The organism is Shewanella sp. YQ_9 (assembly GCF_043103185.1).
Taxonomy (GTDB): Bacteria; Pseudomonadota; Gammaproteobacteria; order Enterobacterales; family Shewanellaceae; genus Shewanella; species Shewanella algae.
Genome location: NZ_JBICJO010000080.1, coordinates 30,859 through 50,430, shown reverse-complemented (window position 1 = coordinate 50,430; position 19,572 = coordinate 30,859). Strand labels below are relative to the sequence as shown.

The 19,572-nt window shown below is 50.0% G+C and carries 16 protein-coding genes; 4 read left to right on the top strand and 12 right to left on the bottom strand.

Translation table 11 applies throughout. The features are described from left to right. Window positions 1-574 precede the first annotated feature (574 nt). Window positions 575-3,061, top strand: a complete 2,487-nt coding sequence (locus ACF8D4_RS23085) for a bifunctional diguanylate cyclase/phosphodiesterase (RefSeq protein WP_232786065.1) — start codon at window positions 575-577, stop codon at window positions 3,059-3,061. Here ACF8D4_RS23085 and ACF8D4_RS23080 read toward each other — a convergent pair. Together ACF8D4_RS23080 and ACF8D4_RS23075 are read right to left on the bottom strand one after the other, a co-directional pair. Further along, entirely contained in the window at window positions 2,976-3,989 is a 1,014-nt protein-coding gene (locus tag ACF8D4_RS23080) for an alpha/beta fold hydrolase (protein WP_101059514.1), read from the bottom strand. The genes ACF8D4_RS23085 and ACF8D4_RS23080 overlap by 86 nt on opposite strands. Window positions 3,990-4,056: 67 nt before the next feature. Continuing rightward, entirely contained in the window at window positions 4,057-5,835 is a 1,779-nt protein-coding gene (locus ACF8D4_RS23075) for a DUF885 domain-containing protein (protein ID WP_392467041.1), read from the bottom strand. A 198-nt stretch (window positions 5,836-6,033) separates the two neighbouring features. Between ACF8D4_RS23075 and add the strand changes: the two genes are divergently transcribed. Then, window positions 6,034-7,029 carry an adenosine deaminase gene (add, locus tag ACF8D4_RS23070; RefSeq protein WP_101059516.1) on the top strand — a complete coding sequence of 332 codons (996 nt, stop codon included), beginning with the start codon at window positions 6,034-6,036 and terminating at the stop codon, window positions 7,027-7,029. A gap of 63 nt (window positions 7,030-7,092) precedes the next feature. On the opposite strand, the gene hemN is transcribed toward add, so the two are convergent. From hemN to ACF8D4_RS23040, 6 genes are all read right to left on the bottom strand, one after another. Next, window positions 7,093-8,469 carry an oxygen-independent coproporphyrinogen III oxidase gene (gene hemN / locus ACF8D4_RS23065; protein WP_025009061.1) on the bottom strand — a complete coding sequence of 459 codons (1,377 nt, stop codon included), beginning with the start codon at window positions 8,467-8,469 and terminating at the stop codon, window positions 7,093-7,095. 329 nt (window positions 8,470-8,798) lie between these two features. Further along, on the bottom strand, window positions 8,799-9,266 hold the full coding sequence (locus ACF8D4_RS23060; RefSeq protein WP_144158271.1) for a DUF2489 domain-containing protein: 468 nt from the start codon (window positions 9,264-9,266) through the stop codon (window positions 8,799-8,801). An 11-nt stretch (window positions 9,267-9,277) separates the two neighbouring features. Next, window positions 9,278-9,802, bottom strand: coding sequence for a Der GTPase-activating protein YihI (gene yihI, locus ACF8D4_RS23055; protein ID WP_025009063.1), 525 nt, complete (start codon window positions 9,800-9,802; stop codon window positions 9,278-9,280). A 47-nt stretch (window positions 9,803-9,849) separates the two neighbouring features. Further along, window positions 9,850-10,536 (bottom strand): methyltransferase domain-containing protein, encoded by a 687-nt coding sequence (locus tag ACF8D4_RS23050; RefSeq protein ID WP_071238779.1) that lies wholly within the window; start codon window positions 10,534-10,536, stop codon window positions 9,850-9,852. Window positions 10,537-10,643: 107 nt separating this feature from the next. Beyond that, the gene (locus ACF8D4_RS23045; protein WP_025009065.1) at window positions 10,644-10,898 is read right to left on the bottom strand and encodes a hypothetical protein; all 255 of its coding nucleotides are present in this window, start codon (window positions 10,896-10,898) and stop codon (window positions 10,644-10,646) included. A 398-nt stretch (window positions 10,899-11,296) separates the two neighbouring features. After that, window positions 11,297-11,917 carry a cytochrome c gene (locus ACF8D4_RS23040; protein ID WP_025009066.1) on the bottom strand — a complete coding sequence of 207 codons (621 nt, stop codon included), beginning with the start codon at window positions 11,915-11,917 and terminating at the stop codon, window positions 11,297-11,299. 169 nt (window positions 11,918-12,086) lie between these two features. Here ACF8D4_RS23040 and yihA point away from each other — a divergent pair, with 169 nt between their 5' ends. After that, on the top strand, window positions 12,087-12,737 hold the full coding sequence (gene yihA / locus ACF8D4_RS23035) for a ribosome biogenesis GTP-binding protein YihA/YsxC (RefSeq protein ID WP_025009067.1): 651 nt from the start codon (window positions 12,087-12,089) through the stop codon (window positions 12,735-12,737). Between the two features lie 653 nt (window positions 12,738-13,390). Here yihA and polA read toward each other — a convergent pair. Next, window positions 13,391-16,159, bottom strand: a complete 2,769-nt coding sequence (polA, locus tag ACF8D4_RS23030) for a DNA polymerase I (protein WP_208145736.1) — start codon at window positions 16,157-16,159, stop codon at window positions 13,391-13,393. Between the two features lie 384 nt (window positions 16,160-16,543). On the opposite strand from polA, the gene elbB reads away from it, so the two are divergent. Further along, on the top strand, window positions 16,544-17,197 hold the full coding sequence (gene elbB / locus ACF8D4_RS23025; RefSeq protein ID WP_025009069.1) for an isoprenoid biosynthesis glyoxalase ElbB: 654 nt from the start codon (window positions 16,544-16,546) through the stop codon (window positions 17,195-17,197). 112 nt (window positions 17,198-17,309) lie between these two features. Here the strand turns inward: elbB and glpG are convergent, their stop codons facing one another. The 3 genes from glpG to tdh form a co-directional block, all read right to left on the bottom strand. Further along, entirely contained in the window at window positions 17,310-18,143 is an 834-nt protein-coding gene (gene glpG, locus ACF8D4_RS23020; RefSeq protein ID WP_335902625.1) for a rhomboid family intramembrane serine protease GlpG, read from the bottom strand. 3 nt (window positions 18,144-18,146) lie between these two features. Beyond that, the gene (glpE, locus tag ACF8D4_RS23015) at window positions 18,147-18,449 is read right to left on the bottom strand and encodes a thiosulfate sulfurtransferase GlpE (protein ID WP_144437312.1); all 303 of its coding nucleotides are present in this window, start codon (window positions 18,447-18,449) and stop codon (window positions 18,147-18,149) included. 78 nt (window positions 18,450-18,527) lie between these two features. Further along, window positions 18,528-19,553, bottom strand: a complete 1,026-nt coding sequence (gene tdh / locus ACF8D4_RS23010; protein WP_025888990.1) for an L-threonine 3-dehydrogenase — start codon at window positions 19,551-19,553, stop codon at window positions 18,528-18,530. Window positions 19,554-19,572: the final 19 nt, after the last annotated feature.

Genomic DNA, 19,572 nt, shown 5'->3' with positions numbered 1-19,572 from the left:
AAACAGAAAAGCCCTAGCTAAATGCTAGGGCTTTTCTGTTTGTCTCGCTTCCAGCGAGCACGACTTAACATGCAGCCCCAAGCTGCTTACGCAGTGTGGGCCCCTCAGCTCGCAGCCAAGCTGCTTCGCGCTACAGCCATCTATCAAGCTGTGCTTGATGAGCAGATGTCTTTCGCCCCCATGTGAGATGGTGCTGTGGAGATATTGAGAATGGCTCGACCCGTTTGTTTGGTCAGATTTATCCAGTCTCTGGAGCACAAAGATTTCACCCAACTGGTATCCTCAATAAAGGTACTCGTGGCTTCTTTGGGTTTGGAACCTATGGATTTTGCTTAGCCCCACCCCATTGATCCTGCTCGTGATATCTACTACCCCTTATTCAGGAAGCCGCTTTGGATTGTTTGCCCTTAGCATTCCCTGGTTGTTTAAGCTTCCTACCTGCATTACCTGGCAGCGTCTTTGAGCACGAAAACAATTTTGAAGTTAGACTCTTTGCCTGTAAGTTAATTTGCCGTTAGCATTAAGCGTTATGTGTGCCTTCTTGTCATGAGCATCAAGGATTTCATTTGTGAAGATGCCAAGGCCTGCCATGGCCTATGTTGTTCCTTTTTGTGTATTTTTTATTTATCTCTGTCTTGTTGCCGGGGAGTATTTCTATGAGCGTCAGTCACTGGAGTCTGAGGCTGCTTCGGTTCAGATAGAACAGCTCAAGAAAGAGCTGTTCAGGATGCAGCATCTTGTTGAGAAGGCTGTAGGTAACCACAACCTGGATAGCGTGGCTGAAGAAATATCTCTGGCGGCAACCGACTTCAATATAATGGTGTATATCCTGCTTGATGACACCAGCCTTATTCGCCACGCCAACCATGTAGTCTGGCGCGACAGCCGGGCTTTGCAGGTTATCGATGGCTATTCTATGGAACTGCAGCGGCAAGTGGTCAACTCAGGTAAACCCTTGATATTTGCCAATCCGGATCGACTATCGATACAAGCCTATTACCCTATTGCAGCAGAAGCACCCGTGGGCTTTGGTGAAAAGGTCGAGCTAATCTACCTGGAATATGATTTGTCACCGGCAATGGCTAAGGTGACAGATGCTCTTAATGTACGTTTTATGCGGGTTTGGGGCTTGGGAGCCTTGTTCGTTTTGGGCTTTATGCTGGTGTTACACTTTATGCTGATCCGCCCTTTAAGAAGCCTGGTTTGGCAGGCCCGGAAAGGTGAGAGCAGCTCTTTTCATATAGATAGTCCGTGGCTTTTCAGCGAAATACGGGTGCTGCAGGATTATTTACATCAGAGTCAACAGAAGTTGCAGCGAACACTGAAACAATTGAGAGACAATGAACAACGCTGGTTATTTGCGGTAGAAGGAACCCGCAATGGGATCTGGGATTGGAACATCGCCAGCGGCGAAGTTTTTCTGTCGGACCGCTGGAAAGAGATGATAGGTTATGGCCCTCATGAGCTTGAAGGGCTTTATTCTACTTGGGAAAGTCGACTTCATCCCGATGATAGAGAGGCGGTGCTGTCGTCTCTACAGGCCTACCTCAATGGTGAAACCGAGGCGTTTGAGAGTGTTCACCGTCTGCGCCATAAAGAGGGGCACTATATCTGGGTGCTGGACAGGGGAATGTTGGTTGAATGGGATGAGCAGGGGCGCCCTTGCCGGATTATCGGTACCCATGCTGATGTGTCGGATGATGTACGTAATCAGCAAGCTCTGGCCCATTTAGCCAATCATGATGCATTGACTAACTTGGCTAACCGTCGCGCCTTGATGGACGCCTTGTATGAGCAGCAAAAGCACTGTCACAACAGCTTGCAGTGTGCAGCGCTGTTTCTTATCGACTTGGATAATTTCAAAACCATTAATGACACTCTAGGGCATCACTTGGGAGATCGGCTGTTGATACAGCTGGCCGCTCGTTTCTCGGGCTATTTTACTGCCAATACTTTGGTTGCCAGGTTAGGGGGAGATGAGTTCGTTATCCTGGCAAAAGACCTGACCCAAGACAAAACCACAGCGGCAAGGCGGGCCTTGGCGTTGGCCAGTGAGATCAGGCTGTTGGTTGCCAGACCCTTTAATATCAGTGACAAGCAGCTGCATGTGTCTGCCAGCATTGGTGTCTGCCTGTTCGATGAGCAGGATGATATTGATGCCGAGGAGCTTTTGAAGCGAGCCGATATGGCTATGTTCCAGGCCAAGGAAGGCGGAAGAGATAACTGCATGATCTACAACTCCGAGATGGAGGTTAAGGCTCACCAGAATCTGCTGATCCAGAATGAGTTGCGCTATGCCATCGAGCGGCAACAACTCTCTTTGGTTTATCAGCCAATAGTCGATTCCCAGGGGCAATTGACAGGGGCAGAGGCGTTATTACGCTGGCAACATCCGCAACAGGGGAATATTTCGCCGGCGGACTTCATTCCCATTGCGGAAGGCAGCGGCCTTATCAGTGAGATTGGCCATTGGGTCATTCTTGAAGTTTGTCGCTTCATTCGTGAGCAGCAGGCCAAAGGTATAAAGGTGCCCAAAATTGCCATTAACCTCAGTGCCAGGCAGTTTAACCAGCCTGAGTTTGTGGAGCGCCTGATCGCCTTGTTGAAGGCCCAGGGGATTGCTACGGATGCATTGGAGCTGGAGTTGACTGAGTACGCCCTGTTGACCAACTTGTGCATCATGAATACCCGAATCGATCTGTTGAAGAAGGCAGGGATATCTGTGGCAATAGATGACTTTGGCACAGGTTACAGTTCGTTGAGTTATTTACAGAACCTACCTCTATCCAGACTAAAGATAGATGCCTCTTTTGTGCAGAAGATAGGCTCGGGGCGTAGTGCGGATGCTATAGTCAGGGCCATAGTCGAAATGGCCCACAGCCTGGAGCTGAAAGTGGTTGCCGAAGGGGTTGAAACGGCACAGCAAAGAGCCTTTTTGAACCAGCTCGGCTGTGACTGCTTCCAGGGATATTTGTTCAGTCAGCCTTTGTCTGAGACTGAGTTCGCGACTCTGTTGCATGCGCCGAAGCATGAGTTACTGTGTGCTGCGCCAGGAAGTTGAAAATAATACTCAGCACCTGCTCACGTATTGCATCGATTTCAATAAAGAGTTCATGTCTGGCTCCCATGATCTTTTCCAGTATTACCTCTGGGCCAATTGCAGCGATTTGCGCCTGGTTATCGACGATAGTGTCCTGCTCAGCTTGTAGAATGAGGATCGGGACCTTGGACTCTCTGGCTGCGGTGATGGTCTTCTCGCAAGCATCCAATGCTTCTATCAACCACTGATTGGTGGGCGAGCCCAGTTGGATCTCCGGACGTTGCCGGCATAAATCCAGTAAGGCCTGATACCGGCTTTCGCTGTGGGTCAATTGATTATCTTTAAACTCGAGTGGACGATAATCATGGCCAGATAACACGTAGTTGGGCTCGGTATGCGGGCCATAACTATTGAGTTTCCCCGCCAACCAACGTACGAAGTTGCGCGGCATTGGCAAACGGATCCCGTACATGGGGGCAGAGAAGGCCGCGGCAGTAAATCTCTGGGGATATTGCTGCAAATACAGAGTTCCTATCGCTCCTCCCATGGAGTGGCCTACCAGAAAATACTGTTCATATTGGTTTGAAACTACTACTTGCTCAACGAAACAGTGCAAGTGATCAACATAGTCCTGAAACTTATCTATGTGCCCTTGGTGAGGATTGGCGGTTAGCCTGCTGGATAGCCCTTGCCCAATATGATCCAAGGCGTAGACACTAAAACCTTGCTGATAGAAGTCATGGATCAGCTCCCGATACTTGAGATAACTCTCAACCCGGCCATTGCTGATGACGACGGCCTGTTTCGCCTTTGGGTGGCAAATATAACCGTAGGCCAGCTCTTTACCGAATCCCACTGCCAGCTTGGCATGGGTGACACCTTGCCAGAAAGTCTCCAATTGAGACTGGGTTGAAGCGGGTTCTGCGTTGCGGGCCTGGGTCGTTACCATCCAATATTTCCTGATCTAAAAAAGCCAGTGCTCAAAGGCACTGGCCGAGTGTATCAGAAACAGGGCTTCATTGCTGTGAGGCGATAAAATCGGCTATCTGTTGTTCCAGCACAGACATGGGCACAGAGCCCTGTGCCAAAACTGCATCGTGGAATTGGCGGATATCGAACTTTTCCCCCAGGGCGTCTTCTGCTTGCTTTCGCAGACGTTTGATAGTCAGCTCGCCAATCTTGTAGGCCAGCGCCTGCCCAGGCCAGGAGATATATCTGTCTATCTCTGTGGTGACATTGTGCAGCGACAGAGCCGTATTACCGGCCATAAAGTCTATTGCCTGCTGACGGCTCCAGCCTTGGGTGTGCATACCTGTATCGACTACCAAGCGAGCGGCGCGCCACATCTCGTAAGTCAGGCGTCCAAAGTTGCTGTAGGGATCCTGATAAAAACCCCCTTCCAGCCCCAAATATTCACTGTATAGTCCCCATCCCTCGCCAAAGGCCGAGATATAGCTGTAGCGGCGAAAATCGGGCAGTTGCTCCAACTCCTGATTGAGGGAAATCTGCAGGTGGTGACCCGGAACAGCTTCATGCAGGGTGAGTGCTTCCAACTCATAGAGAGGGCGCTTATCCAAAGCATATGTGTTCACCCAATAAAAACCCGCCACAGTCTCCGAGTTGGAGCCGGAATAGCGCCCGGTTGTATATTTGGGGGCAATTTCTGCCGGTACAGGGGCTACGCCATAGGGTTTGCGTGGCAGCTTGCCAAAATAGCGTGGCAACATGGCGTCGGCTTTTTTGGCAATATAGGAGGCCTCTTTGAGCAGTTGCTCCGGCGTGCTCACATAAAAGCGTTTGTCGGTGCGCATAAAATGCAGAAACTCGGCAAAGCTGCCTTTAAAACCGGTTTGTTTGATGATCTGTTCCATCTCGGCGCGGATCCGTTTTACTTCACTCAGCCCCAGTTGATGGACTTGCTCAGGCGTCATATCCAGAGTGGTGTAGTACTTGACCCTGTTTTCATAAAAGGCCCGACCATTGGGCAGAGCTGATGCGGCAATGCTCTGACGGGCGCCAGGGATATATTCCTCGGTCATAAAGTCGTAGAAGGCTTGATAACTCGGTAACACATGCTGCTCGACACTGACGTACCCGGCATGGCTCAGTTCCTGTTTAAGATTGGCAGAAAAGTGTTCTGGAAACGTCTCAAACGGCTTGAAATAGCTGCTTTGCTGCACTGGTACCATATAGGCCTGAATACTCTGTTCAAACCCTCTCAGCACAGATTGCGGCTGAGTGATGCCCTCGGCAAGCCCTTGGCGCATCCAGTGTATCTGTTGCTGGAAATAGCGCGGCAGAGATCGCAGCTTCTGCAGGTAATGACGGTAATCGGCTTCTGTCTTGAATGGCCCGGAGGCCATAGAAGCAATGTAAGCGTGAAAGCCACTCTCTGAGGTAATCGGCAGGTAATGGGCCTTGAACCTGAAGCTATCCACGCTCTCCTGCAATTGGTATTCGAGAATACTGGTATTGATGGCGGCTTCTTTGCTCAGCTGTTCTCTGGGTATGGCCTTTAGCCGTTGCAAAAGTGCTGAATTGGCCGCAGCATCGGCCGCCAGAGCTTCAGCTGACAAGTCTGCTAACTTACCCGCGGCCGAGTCATCGCCAAACTGGAAGGCCATCTGTGGGCTTTCTGCCAGCCTTTGCTTCCAGGCATCGGCTATTAGCTGCTGGAGTTGGCTATCGGCTTGGGATAGTTGCTTGCCTATTTCTGGCGTGTTGGCTTCATGAGTAGGGTGTTGGCAGGCGCCCAAGAGTCCGGTGAGCAATAGGGGTAGCAGGAGTTTTTTCATTTGATTTTGTTCCTTTTTTATCCTTGAGAACGGATTATGCCTCAAGCTTGGTGGCAGCCCCAGCCATTCGAGCTCACCTTATGGTAACAAAGCCTGTCTGCAGACTAAGAGGTGTTAACAAAAGGCGTGTTACACTTAAGCGTCCCCAGACCAAAAAATAACTAAATTGGCGGGGTAGTTCATACAGGGGTTATTTTTATGATTGATACTTCAATTCCGTTGGTCGATTTACATCGCCATCTGGACGGTAATGTCAGGGTTGAGACCATATGGGAACTGGGTCACCAACATGGCATTGCCTTGCCGGCGGCCTCGCTTGAGGCCTTGGCACCTTATGTACAGATCCAGGGTAAAGAATCCAGCCTGGTGGCTTTCTTGAAAAAGCTGGACTGGATGGTTGCCGTGCTGGCCGATTTGGATGCGGTAAAGCGGGTGGCCTATGAAAATGTCGCCGATGCGGCATTGTCCGGGTTGGACTATGCCGAATTAAGGTTCAGCCCTTACTACATGGCAATGAATCACAAGCTGCCGATAGAAGGCGTGGTGGAAGCCGTTGTTGATGGTGTAAAAGCCGGGTTCAAGGACTATCAGGTTAAGATAAAACTGATAGGTATTCTGTCTCGCTCATTTGGCCAGCAGGCTTGTACTCAGGAGTTGGATGGCTTGCTCGCGCACAGGGAGTCTCTGGTCGCGGTTGATTTGGCCGGTGATGAATTGGGTTTCCCCGGTGAGTTGTTTAATGAGCATTTCAAACGGGTACGCGATGCTGGGCTTCAGATAACGGCTCACGCCGGAGAAGCCGCCGGTGCCCAAAGCATGTGGCAAGCCATCAAGGAGTTGGGGGCGACTCGCATAGGCCATGGGGTCAATGCTATTCATGATCCCAAATTGATGGAGTATCTGGTGGAACACAAGATAGGTATCGAGTCATGTCCCACCAGTAATCTACATACTTCCACTGTGAGCAGTTATCAAGAGCATCCGCTGCGAACCTTTATGGAAGCCGGTGTGCTGGTTGGCTTGAATACCGATGATCCAGGCGTCAGTGCCATAGATATCAAGCATGAATATCGTGTGGTTAAGCAGGAGATGGGCTTCACCGACGCTGAGTTGGCCAAGCTGCAGCGTAATGGCGTGGAGATGGCCTTCCTCTCAGACAGCGAGCGCCGGGAACTTTACGCCGCTAAAGCATAAAAGTTTGGTTAAGACACAAAAAAGCCGATGGATGATTCATCGGCTTTTTTATTCTACTCAGGGTTAAATTACCCGGGAGAACTGTTGCTGACGTGCCTTTTCTCGGAAGTAGACATCGAAACAGATACAGATATTACGGATCAACAGGCGCCCGGTTGGGCTGATGCTGATCTGACGGTTTTCAATGTTAACCAGTTTATCGTCGATAAAGGTTTGCAGCAGCTTGAGATCTTCGGCGAAGTACTCTTCAAACTGGATCCCCAGTTGTTGCTCCATCTTGACCATATCAAGCTCAAAGTGACAGATAAGCTGCTTGATCACCGCGCGACGGATTTCATCATCACGATTGAGTTTACAGCCTTTCCACAGAGCGTGGCCCTGCTCATCTATGGCTTCATAGTAAGGGCGAATATCTTTCTGGTTCTGCGCATAACAGTCACCAATCTGACTGATGGATGACACCCCTAGTCCAAGGAGGTCACACTCTTCCTGGGTGGTATAGCCCTGGAAGTTACGGTGCAATCGGCCTTCTCTTTGCAGCTTGGCCAGCTCATCATCGGGTTTGGCGAAGTGATCCATGCCTATGTATTGATAGCCGGCGCCGGTCAGGGTCTCAATAGTCTGATGCAGCATGTCCAGCTTCTGTTGTGGGCTGGGCAGGTGCTCATCTTTGATTTTTCGCTGGGCCGCGAAGCGGGCCGGCAGGTGAGCATAGTTGAATACAGACAGACGGTCTGGAGACAGATCCAGAATTCGCTGAATGGTTTCGGCAAAGGTTTCCGGTGTTTGATGAGGCAAGCCGTAAATCAAATCGACATTGGTAGAGACAAAGCCCATCTCTTTGGCCTTTTTGATCAGCGCAAAAATGAAGTCTTCATCCTGTTCACGGTTAACTGCTACCTGAACCTCTTTATTGAAGTCCTGCACCCCAATGGATATACGGTTGAACCCTGCCTCTTTGAGGGCATCCAGCATAGACAGTTCGATTTCTCTAGGGTCGACTTCGATAGAGTATTCACCCTGTTCGGCAAAGTTGAAGTGACTCTTCAATAGTGACGATAACTTGATGATTTGCTCTGGGTTAAGGAAAGTCGGTGTGCCACCGCCCCAGTGCATCTGAGTCACAGTGTAGTGCTTGAACAGAGGCGCCCGCTTGACGATCTCGGCTGCCAGGTACTCTATGTACTGATCGGCTTTGTGCTGATGCCGAGTGATTACCTTGTTACAGCCGCAGTAATAGCACAGCTTGGCGCAGAAAGGGATATGGATATACAGAGACAGTTTGTCGCTTTTGCTGCCGGCTATGGCCGACAATAGATCGCCTTCGGTGAATGAGTCGTCAAACTCCAGCGCCGTTGGGTAGGAAGTATAACGGGGACCGCTGTAGTTATATTTCTCGATCATTGATTGATCCCAGCTGATATGAGTGGGCTGCTTCAAGGCGTGTCCTCCGACAGTAAATTAGCAATGAGCGAAGTATGCAGGGTTATAGCTCAAATAACCTTGATCCAGGTTGTAAAAATTACATGTACACAACCGGACGTTAGGGAATATCCATGAAAACGCTTTCGATGTCTGTTGTCTTATTGAGGTTTTGTGCACCGACTCACGCCGGGGAAGGGATTCAGCGGGTGCGATAGCTACTCGGCTGAATAGATAGAGGGTTATTAACCCACTATCTATTAAACTGACATGTTTGGGCCAAGAAGGCCATATGGGCAGAAGGTTTCAACTGCCGACTGCTGAGAAGCAAGCCGGCAGTTGAAACCTTAGTGGGTTGGCTTTAGCTGAAACTCGGAGAGTTTCTTGGCATCGGCCAATATGCCTTGTTCCAGCTCGGCTTCAGACTTCATTCTGGCCAGGTCGAGCCGCATCCGTTCTTGCTTGGGTAACTGAGCCCTGGCCTCCAGAATTGGATGATCCTTGATGCGCTCAAAATGCATAAACACATCCGGGTAATTACCACTGACTCTCTCTGTCAGCGACAGCAGATCGAACAGTTTAACGATTCTGACCACTCCTTCAGACAACTCACAACGCTCTTCTGTCATTGCGGCAGCAATATAGCGAATATCGGCAAGCAGGGATGCCTGTTTAGCTTCCATAACCGCCTTTTGCTCAGCCATCGCTTGTTCTCTGGCTTGAGTTTGTTTCCTCAGACGCAGCAGCAACACTGTGGCATAGGCGCTGAGGCCTATGATGATCAACATGGCTAAGGTGATAAGGATAAACTGCATCCCGGCCTCCGTTAGTTGTCTTGGTATTGTTTCAGAAGCTCAGCACCGGATTCGAATTTCTCCAGCAATTCGTCATCGCTATGACCCTTGCTTGGGGCTTCATCGGCCTGATCCAAATCGGTAATGCCAAGTTTTTCCATCAGCTTCTCTATCTTGGCCAATTGCCGCTCCAGCCATTGCTGGTCATCGGCGGCCAGTTCCCGTCCTTCTTCCAGCTGATCCAGCAGCTTATTCAGGCGCGGATCTTCCTCCAGTTGCAGCAGCAACTGTTCATCGGTCAGTTTGGGTTGTTTGGGCTGTGCAACCTTTTCTTTGACTATATCCAGAGCGACAGGCTTTTTACTGCCAAGGCGGATATCTTGTTTGTCAGAGCCTGCCCGCTTTTGCCCCTTTGGAGCAGCAGGGTTCTGGCGGCTGCCAGCCTTATTGCCTGAGTCCTGTTTCTTACGGGCCGGAGCGCGCTCAGATTTCTTGGTTCTGGGGGCTAGTTTGGGGTTGTTCTCGCCGACTTTACGGGTCTTTTTACTACGGGACATAATTCTCTCGATAAAAAGTAGTTGGTTGCGTCCGAACCGTGCCGGGTTCAGTCTACAAGCGGCGGTTCTGCATCAAGGTCGCGTGTTATAGCAGATCCTGATGTTTTTTGCATCAAGATGAAGTCCTGCGCTGCAAATATTAGCTTAAATTTACCCTGAGATGCCAAGTAAGCAAAAGTCTGCTGCTGGTAGAAGCTGACATGAGTCGGATTGTTCTTGTAATGCCATTTGGCAAACGCCGTCAAAGATGTCAGCAGCGGAGTGGATATGGCCAGCCAACCCCCTGGTTTCAGCAGCGTTTCGATTAAGCTCCACTCTTTGGCAGGGGTTCTGAAGTGTTCGAACACCCGAAAACAACAGATAAAGTCATATTGGTGGTGTAGTAGCTGGTGGTCTGCCGCAAAAAAGGGATCGAATTGTTGTAAATGGTGACCGGCGTTGCTGATCTGCTGCAGTCCTTCTTCGCTTAGCACCCGGCCGAAGTTGAGACCAAATAGCGGCGCGGGTTGCAAAGATTGAAGTTGTTCCAACAAGGGGTGGATAAAGCGTGCCAACTGCTTTTGCTTTCCTGCTTGGCGGGCTCTGCCGTAACGCTGTTTCTCGGCATCGGGTAACAAATAACTGCTGGAATCTGCAAACAACAGCCGACATTCGGGACAGAGATAAAAACCTCGTTTCTTATCCTGAAAGCTGAGTTCAGCATGATCGTTATGACACAGTGGGCAACGACGCATGGACTAATTAATATCTGCTCAACGGTGGTTAATAAATTATGCCGTAAAAAAAGGCGGCAGTATGGCTGCCGCCTTATGATGGTGCTAACTAACACCTGATTCTGATTTCAAGTTTCCTTACTTGCTATGCGACTTTCCCGGTCGATATCCTTCTTTTTTTGACAGCTTTCCCTGCAGCTTTTCTCGTTATCGGTCTTCCAGACACTTTCTTGGGTTTCCTGCAAATAGCGATGGCCAAATTGGCTCATCATTATCCAGTCGTCTTCTGTGACGCCTAACAGACCATCCTTGTCTACTAAGTACCTTCCAGTGATAACAAGCTTCCAGCCAGTGCATCCAAAGCGCGTTGCTTCCTGTGCCAATGTTTGAGTCCTGCAAACATCTTCCTGTTGGAGCAAGTTCCCCTGTTAATTCGTAAGGACAATGCTAAAAAGCGGTTTGGCAAAATCGCCGGTTCCTTACTTTTATTGACCTGGATTTCAAACTGAAATCTCGACTCGTTATTATTATTTGCGAGTGGTCTTAGTAGTCTTATTGTTATTGGATTGCTTTATTCTTATATCTTGAATGTAAATTATACCGAAACCTGAATGTTGTTGGTAAAGTTTTTATACAAACAGATGGGTTTATCTCGGTACGGGCACATTAAACCTAAATCTGTGATCTGTGTCAAGCATTAATATTTTCAGTTTACGTAAACGTAAACTTTATAGCTTAAGAAAAGGGTGAAACGTCACCCCTTTCCAAGCTACAGCAAAAATTACTTCAGGCTGGAGATGTACTTGGCCAGCGCTTCAATGTCTGCATCATTCAGCTTTTTAGCTGTGTCCTGCATCATTCCGTTTAAGTCGTTATGACGGCTCTGATCACGGAACTTATTCAACTGGATCTTGATGTAGTTGGCGTGCTGCCCAGCAACTGCCGGGAAACCGGCCAGTTCGCTGCCTTTGCCTTCAGGACCGTGACAAGCGGAACAAGCGGCTATGCCACGAGACATATCACCACCCTTGAACAGCTTCTCGCCGGCATCAGGAACATCCTTAACTTCAGCAACCTGCAATGTTTGGCTGGCAAAATAAGCTGCAACATCGGCAATATCCTGATCGCTCAAGGCTACCGCCATGCCGCCCATGATAGGATCCATACGGCCATCTTTGCCACCGGTTTGGGCTGCACTACGAAACTCCCGCAGCTGTTTTTGCAGATAGGTTGTGTGCTGACCAGCCAACTTGGGATACATGTCGATCATGCTGTTGCCATCAAGGCCATGGCAGGCAGAGCAGACAATGGCTTTGGTTTTTCCCGCTTCAGCATTACCTTCAGCAATCGCAGGTGAAGATATGGCGGCGACTACAGACAGCGCAAGGGCTAACTTTTTCATGGCGTTCCAACTTCTTTCGTTAAATTATTGTCCTGAGCTTACTAGGGTGACCCGCAAGCGTGGTAAAATACAAATAATGTGATCGGGCTAATATTTTACACGAAAACGTGGAAAAGTAAGCAAGTCTTCAATATTTATGCTATCACCCAGCAAAATTCCGGAGTCAGAAGTGACAGCAACTCGTATCGATTTTCGCAAGACAAAATTCCTTATCAGTGCGCCTGATATTGCCCATTTGGACAAGCACTTACCGGGCGACACCGGCGTGGAAATCGCCTTTGCCGGTCGCTCAAATGCCGGTAAATCAAGCGCTTTGAATGCTTTGACCGAGCAGAAAAACCTTGCAAGAACCAGTAAAACCCCAGGTCGTACTCAACTGATCAACGTGTTTGAGCTCGATGAGCAGCGCCGTTTGGTGGATTTACCCGGCTATGGTTTTGCTCAGGTACCACTGGCCATGAAGCTCAAATGGCAAGAGTCGCTGGGTGAGTATTTACAAAAGCGTGCCTGCCTGAGTGGTGTGGTGGTGCTGATGGATATTCGCCATCCGTTGAAAGACTTGGACTTGCAGATGATTGAATGGGCTGTTGCCAGTGAGATCCCTGTGCTGGCACTGCTGACCAAGGCTGATAAGCTGCCACAGAGTGCCAAGATGAAGACGGTCAATGAGGTACGTAAAGCGCTGGCTGACTTTGGTGATTGGGTCAGAGTCGAGCCTTTCTCATCACTTAAGGGAACCGGGAAACCTAAGGTTCTGGCGATTCTGGATGAGTGGTGCCATCCAGCCTGGTTGGAGCAAGAAGAGAACGAACAAGAGTGATGGACTCAAACTATGCAAACGGCAGCCATATAGGCTGCCGTTTTTGTATCTGCTGTGTGTGCCGGGAGAATTCAGGACAAAAAAAACCGGCGACTCAGTCACCGGTTAAATTAGCTCTTTTGGGGAGAAGCTAAAATTTCAACAAGACTCAAGTACCATCAAACTTGGACTTCGATGGCTCTCAATGGCGGTAGCATAACGCGAACTGAATCAGTTTTAAAGTAATTACTCTAAAAAATATTGCAGACGAAAAAAAGCCCCAGCAAATGATTGCTGGGGCGCCAGAATTTGGCTGATCACTAAAAGTGAAATAAAGGTCTGAAAGATAGAACATCTTAACCTCTGTACCCTACACCGAGAATAATACTGCATTTATCTCTAATGGGAAAACTGTTTTTTCAAAAAGACGACAATAATGTGGAGTCGATCACAAGAATCGTTGGCTAGAAAAGCGCCTTTTGATCTTTAAATTACAAAAATGAGCTTAAAATGCAGGCTTTTAGCGCTGGTTTGTCGATTTTTTGCCAAAAATTGTTGTTTTTAGTTCAGGTAGGGTAGCTAATGACGGGAGCAAATGCGGATAATCATAGCCTTGTGTTCAAAACACAAAAAAGCCATCCCGAAGGATGGCTCTTGATGGAATAGATAGATTATCAGTGAGCCTGATCCCAGCTGTCACCCAAGCCGGCTTCGGCCAGCAAAGGTACATCCAGGGTAGCGGCTTCAGCCATGAGTTTGCAGATCTGTTGTTGCAGATCTTCGGCTTTCGCTTCATTGACTTCAAACACCAATTCATCGTGAACTTGCATGATCATGGTGATTTCCCCCTTGGTATCAGAGGCTATCCAGTCGGCAACTTTGATCATCGCCTTCTTGATGATGTCGGCTGCTGTTCCCTGCATAGGAGCGTTGATTGCAGCCCGTTCTGCGGCTTGACGTCGCATGGCATTGCGATCACGGATTTCCGGCAGATACAGGCGCCGACCAAAGAGTGTGGAGACATAACCTTGCTCGGCAGCGAGTGCCCTGGTCTCTTCCATATACTTGAGCACGCCGGGATAACGCTTGAAGTAGGTATCCATATAGCTTTGTGCTTCAGTGCGGGGAATATCCAGTTGGCGTGCCAAGCCAAAGGCGGACATGCCATAGATAAGACCGAAGTTAACCGCCTTGGCCCGTCGGCGCTGCTCTGGAGTGACAGTTTCAAAAGCCACATCAAAGACTTCAGCCGCCGTTGCTCTGTGAATATCTTTACCCTCGGCGAATGCCGCCAGCAGGCCGGCATCCTGGGACAGGTGAGCCATGATCCTGAGCTCAATCTGTGAGTAGTCGGCGGCCAGAATCTTGCGCCCTGAAGGTGCGATAAAGGCCTGACGAATTCTGCGCCCCTCTTCGGTGCGGATAGGAATATTCTGCAGGTTAGGGTCGCTGGACGACAAGCGGCCGGTGGCAGCGTTGGCTTGATGATAGCTGGTATGCACCCGGCCGGTTTTGCCATTGATCATCAGCGGTAACTTATCTGTATAAGTGCTCTTGAGCTTGGTCAGGCTGCGATGCTCGAGAATGATCTTTGGCAATGGATAATCCAGCGCCAACTCTATCAATACCTCCTCGGCGGTGGATGGCGCGCCTTTCGGCGTTTTCTTGATCACCGGATAACCCAGCTTTTCAAAGAATAGTGCCTGCAGCTGTTTGGGAGAACCCAGATTGAACTTCTCTCCGGCTATCTCATAGGCTTTTTGCTCCAGCGCATCTATCTTTTGTGCCAGCTCATCACTCTGCTGCGACAGTTGCATACTGTCGATCAACACTCCGTCGCGCTCCATCTGTGAGAGCACCTGAATAAGCGGCAACTCAAGTTCGGTGAAAACGTTGGCTAACTCTTGCTCCCGCTCAAGCCTTGGCCACAGGTGTTGGTGTAGCCTGAGTGTGATATCGGCATCTTCGGCGGCGTAAGGCGCCGCTGTTTCCAAAGGGATCTGGTTGAATGTCAGCTGTTTGGCGCCTTTACCGGCAATATCTTCGAAGCTGACACATTTGTGCCCCAGATACTTGAGCGCCAGGCCATCCATGTCGTGTCTGGATGCTACAGAATTGAATACATAGGATTCGAGCATGGTATCGAAGGCGACACCGGCCAGTTTGATACCGGCATTGGCCAGAATACTGATGTCATATTTTAGATTTTGACCGACTTTCTTTATCTCGGGATCTTCGAGAATAGGCTTGAGTTTGGCCAATACCCCTTCTCTAGGCAGCTGCTCGGGGGCATCCAAGTAATCGTGTCCCAGTGGCAGATAGGCGGCTTCTCCAGCCTTGACGGCAAAGGACAAACCCACCAGTTTGGCGTCCATATAGTTGAGGCTGGTGGTTTCAGTATCTACCGCCATCAGTTCGGCATCGGCCAGCTTTTTCAGCCATTTTTCCAGTGCGGCTTCTGTCAGTATGGTTTCGTATTCTGTCTCTATGGTGACTTGAGATGGGGTTTCCTCCTGAGTCTCTGGCGCTGTTGTGTTGGCCGCCTTGGGGTGCGGCATCCTGTTGTCCAGAACTTCTGCCAACCAACGCTTGAACTCCATCTCGCCGTAAAGCTGTGTCAGTTGGTCTTTATTGGGCTCGGTAATATTGAGTTGATGCCAATCCAGATCCAGCTCGCAATCTGTTTTGATAGTTGCCAGATCGTAGGATAGTTGCAGCATCTCGGCATTGTCGGTGATTTTCTTGGCCATGGTCTTGGCACCACGGAAGCCAAGTTCCGTGACACAATCCGGTTGCTGCAGTAGCTTGGCGACACCACCGGCCCCTGTCAGCATGGCCAACGCGGTTTTCTCACCCACACCAGGCAGTCCCGGGATGTTATCGGCCTTGTCGCCCATCAGGGCCAACAGGTCGATGATAAGCTCGGGGCCGACACCAAATTTACTGGTGACCTCTTCCGGTCCCATTATGGTGTCTGTCATTGTGTTGATCAGGGTGACATTGTCATCCACCAGTTGCGCCATATCCTTATCGCCTGTGCTGATCAGAATGGCACGGCCTTCCTTACTGGCCCTGGAGGCAAGAGTGCCTATCACGTCATCGGCTTCAACCCCGGGAATACAAAGGAGTGGCAGGCCAAGAGCCTCGATGATGGCATGCAGGGGGGCTATCTGACTTCGCAGATCATCAGGCATTGGTGGCCTGTGGGCCTTATACTCGGCGTACATCTCGTTACGAAACGTGGGACCCTTGGCATCAAAAACAACCGCCATCTGTTGTGGCTTGTATTTGCCCAGCAAGCTGCGCAACATATTGACTACGCCATAAACAGCCCCGGTAGCTTCACCCTTGGAATTGGTCAGGTGAGGTGGTGCATAGTAGGCCCGATAGAGGTAGGAAGAACCATCCACAAGGACGAGGGGGTTTTCTGCTATTGTTGGCATAGTTTTGTTTCAATCTAAGCTGTCTTAAGTGCTGCTAAGCATGCCATATCAAGGCATTTTCGGCCATGACAAAATCACCCACAGCCTGTGGATAAGTCTGTGAGTGAAAAAATCAACATAGAGAAAGGCGGTAGAGAACAACATAAAGTTTTTTTATAACTTGTTGATATTTATTTGTTATTTGTTTTTTTGTGAGTCAGGTAAAAGTTTTACTAAATCTTATCGGTTGTGGATTTTTTAAATTCCTTTTCCAGATTCGCACCTTGGTAGCGGTAAAAATCGCCTCTTAGCAGAGACGATGAATTAAGTTAGCATGATTTTTAATCAGATCAACCAGTTTGTAACTGGTTTGTTAAACCCAAATGACATAAGAGGGAATTTTTAATGAAAAAAATCGCAGTTCTTCTCAGTGGTTGTGGTGTCTTCGATGGCAGTGAAATCCATGAGGCGGTGTTGACCCTGCTGTCCCTGTCTCGTTCGGGCGCGGCTTACCAGTGTTTTGCCCCTGATATTCCTCAAATGCATGTGGTCAATCATCTCAAGGGTGAAGTCGTGGAGACTGAGCAGCGCAATGTGTTGGTGGAGGCTGCTCGAATTGCCAGGGGTGATATCAAGGCTACTTCTGAACTGAATGTAGCTGACTTCGACGGCCTGATCATTCCCGGAGGCTTCGGGGCCGCTAAAAACCTCTGTAACTTTGCCGTAAATGGCAGCAATAGTGAGATTGCCGCTCCGGTACGTGAATTTATCAGCCGTTTTATCAGTGCAGACAAGGTGGTGGGTTTTATCTGTATTGCGCCTGTGATGATCCCGAGCCTCTATGGTGAAGGGGCCAGAGGCACCATAGGGACGGACGCTGAAACCGCAGCGGCCTTTGTAGCCATGGGCGGTGAACATCAAAATGCCAAGGTAGATGAAATTGTGGTCGACAGTGAGCGCAAGATAGTCAGCACCCCGGCTTACATGCTGGCAGGTTCCATTGCCGAGGCCAATAGTGGCATTGAAAAGCTGGTGGCCAAGGTGTTGGAGCTGGCCTAAGCCCTGTCCAAGTTACTTTGAACCTATTCAAGAGGGAGCCTGAGCTCCCTCTTTTTACTGTTGCCGGCTGTGCAGAGTGACTTTGGTGTGTACAAACCTGAGCCACATAGGATTATCTTTTCCCGCGGTTGTCGAGCCAGCCTTGGGCCAGCCCGACCAAGAGTCCACCCAGATGCGCGCCGTTGGCTATCGAAAGGCCAAACACATCCATAAAGCCAAGTACCAGCCACAACAGCATAAAACCCATCAAGGCCGGTGGCAGACCTATGCCTTTCTCTGGGCTCATGCGGCCGCGGACCCAGGTATAACCCACCAGGCCATACACAACCCCGGAAAGACCGCCGAAGTTGGGGCCACTGAGATAGAACTGCACTATATTGGGCAAAGTGCCGGCGACCAACAGCAGAGTCAGTAAAGGAGCAAGACCGATACGGTTTTCTATTTTGCCACCCAAGACCCACCACCAGAGTAGGTTAAAGGTGATATGCAGCGCCGAGAAGTGCAGCAGGCTCGGGGTAAACAGGCGCCAGAATTGGCTGAAACCGGCATCCGAAGTGGCGCCGAAGAAGGCCAGGGCTTCGAATACCTGATTGCCGTAGCCCAGGTTCATGGCTGCGAAGATAGCTATGCAGACCAGTAGAATGATCAGCGTCAGCGGTCCGGCGCCGGTAATAAATTGACTCAGCAGTTGCAGCGATGGCGCGCCATAGTCAAAGCGGATTCGGTTGTCGCCATGATCCCAAGAGGCCTGCAAGTACTTGGGGTTTAACGGATCTTGGACAAAGTCGAGAAATGCTTTGCGCCCCTTGGCTTGGTCTGTGTCCTCGATAACATGGATGGCCACTCCCTGTTCCAGATGTGTGATGCGACAGGGGATCCCTTCACCCTTGAGGTAGTCTATCAGCGCCTGGGCAGCACGTTCATTGGGGAGGCGGCCGATTTCCATGCCTCAGTCCCTCGGCCAGGCAGCGAAACCGCCATCCAGGCTGTAGACCTCATCGAATCCTTGATGTTGCAAATATTCCGCTGCGCTTTGGCTGCTGATGCCATGATAACAGCAGACAACCAAGGGCTTATCCATATCGGCGTCCCTGAGATAGTCGGCCAGATTGTCATTGCCGAGGCGGACGGCACCTGGAATATGGGCAGTCTCAAAACTGGCAGGGTCGCGAATATCGACTATCTGCAGCTCGGCATCTTCGGCCATCATTTGCCGGAGTTGAACGACAGAAAGGTGTTGGTAACTGGACATACTTTGCCTGTAAAAGAGGTGATGCTTGTTAACAGTGTGCATCAGGGCGCTGCATGAGTACAGCGACCTGTTTGAGGATCAATCCCAGCTGAGAATGACCTTGCCGGATTGACCCGAACGCATGGCATCGAAGCCCTGCTGGAAGTCATCCACCTTGTAATGGTGGGTGATAATAGGTGCAATATCCAATCCTGACTGGATCAAACTGGCCATCTTGTACCAGGTTTCAAACATTTCCCGGCCATAGATGCCCTTTATCACCAACCCTTTGAAGATGACCTTGCTCCAGTCTATGGCCATATCGCCACCCGGGATCCCTAACATGGCAATTTTGCCACCGTGGTTCATGGTATCCAACATGGAGTGGAAGGCTGACGGCACACCGGACATTTCCAGGCCGACATCGAAGCCCTCTGTCATGCCGAGCTCACTCATCACATCTTCGAGTTTTTCCTTGGCCACATTGACGGCTCGGGTCGCTCCCAGCTTGCGCGCCAGTTCCAGACGGTATTCGTTGACATCTGTGACAACTACGTGGCGGGCACCGACATGGCGACAAACCGCGGCGGCCATAATGCCTATGGGGCCGGCCCCGGTGATCAGCACATCTTCACCGACGAGATCAAACGACAGCGCAGTGTGTACCGCGTTGCCAAAGGGGTCGAAGATAGCGGCCAGATCGTCGCTGATATCATCGGGGATCTTGAAGGCGTTGAAGGCCGGGATCACCAGATATTCGGCGAAGGCGCCTTCGCGGTTAACTCCAACACCCACAGTGTTACGGCACAAATGAGTGCGGCCACCACGGCAATTACGGCAGTGACCACAGGTGATATGACCTTCGCCTGACACTCGGTCACCAATATTAAAGCCACGAACTTCCTGACCCATATCTACCACTTCGCCGACATATTCATGGCCGACAACCATAGGAACCGGGATGGTCTTTTGTGACCACTCATCCCAGTTGTAGATATGCACATCGGTACCACAAATGGCGGTCTTGCGAATCTTGATCAGCAGATCGTTATGGCCCATTTCAGGTTTGGGCGCGTCTACCATCCAGATGCCTTGTTCAGGCTTGAGTTTACTCAGTGCTTTCATCATGTTACTCCATGGGATA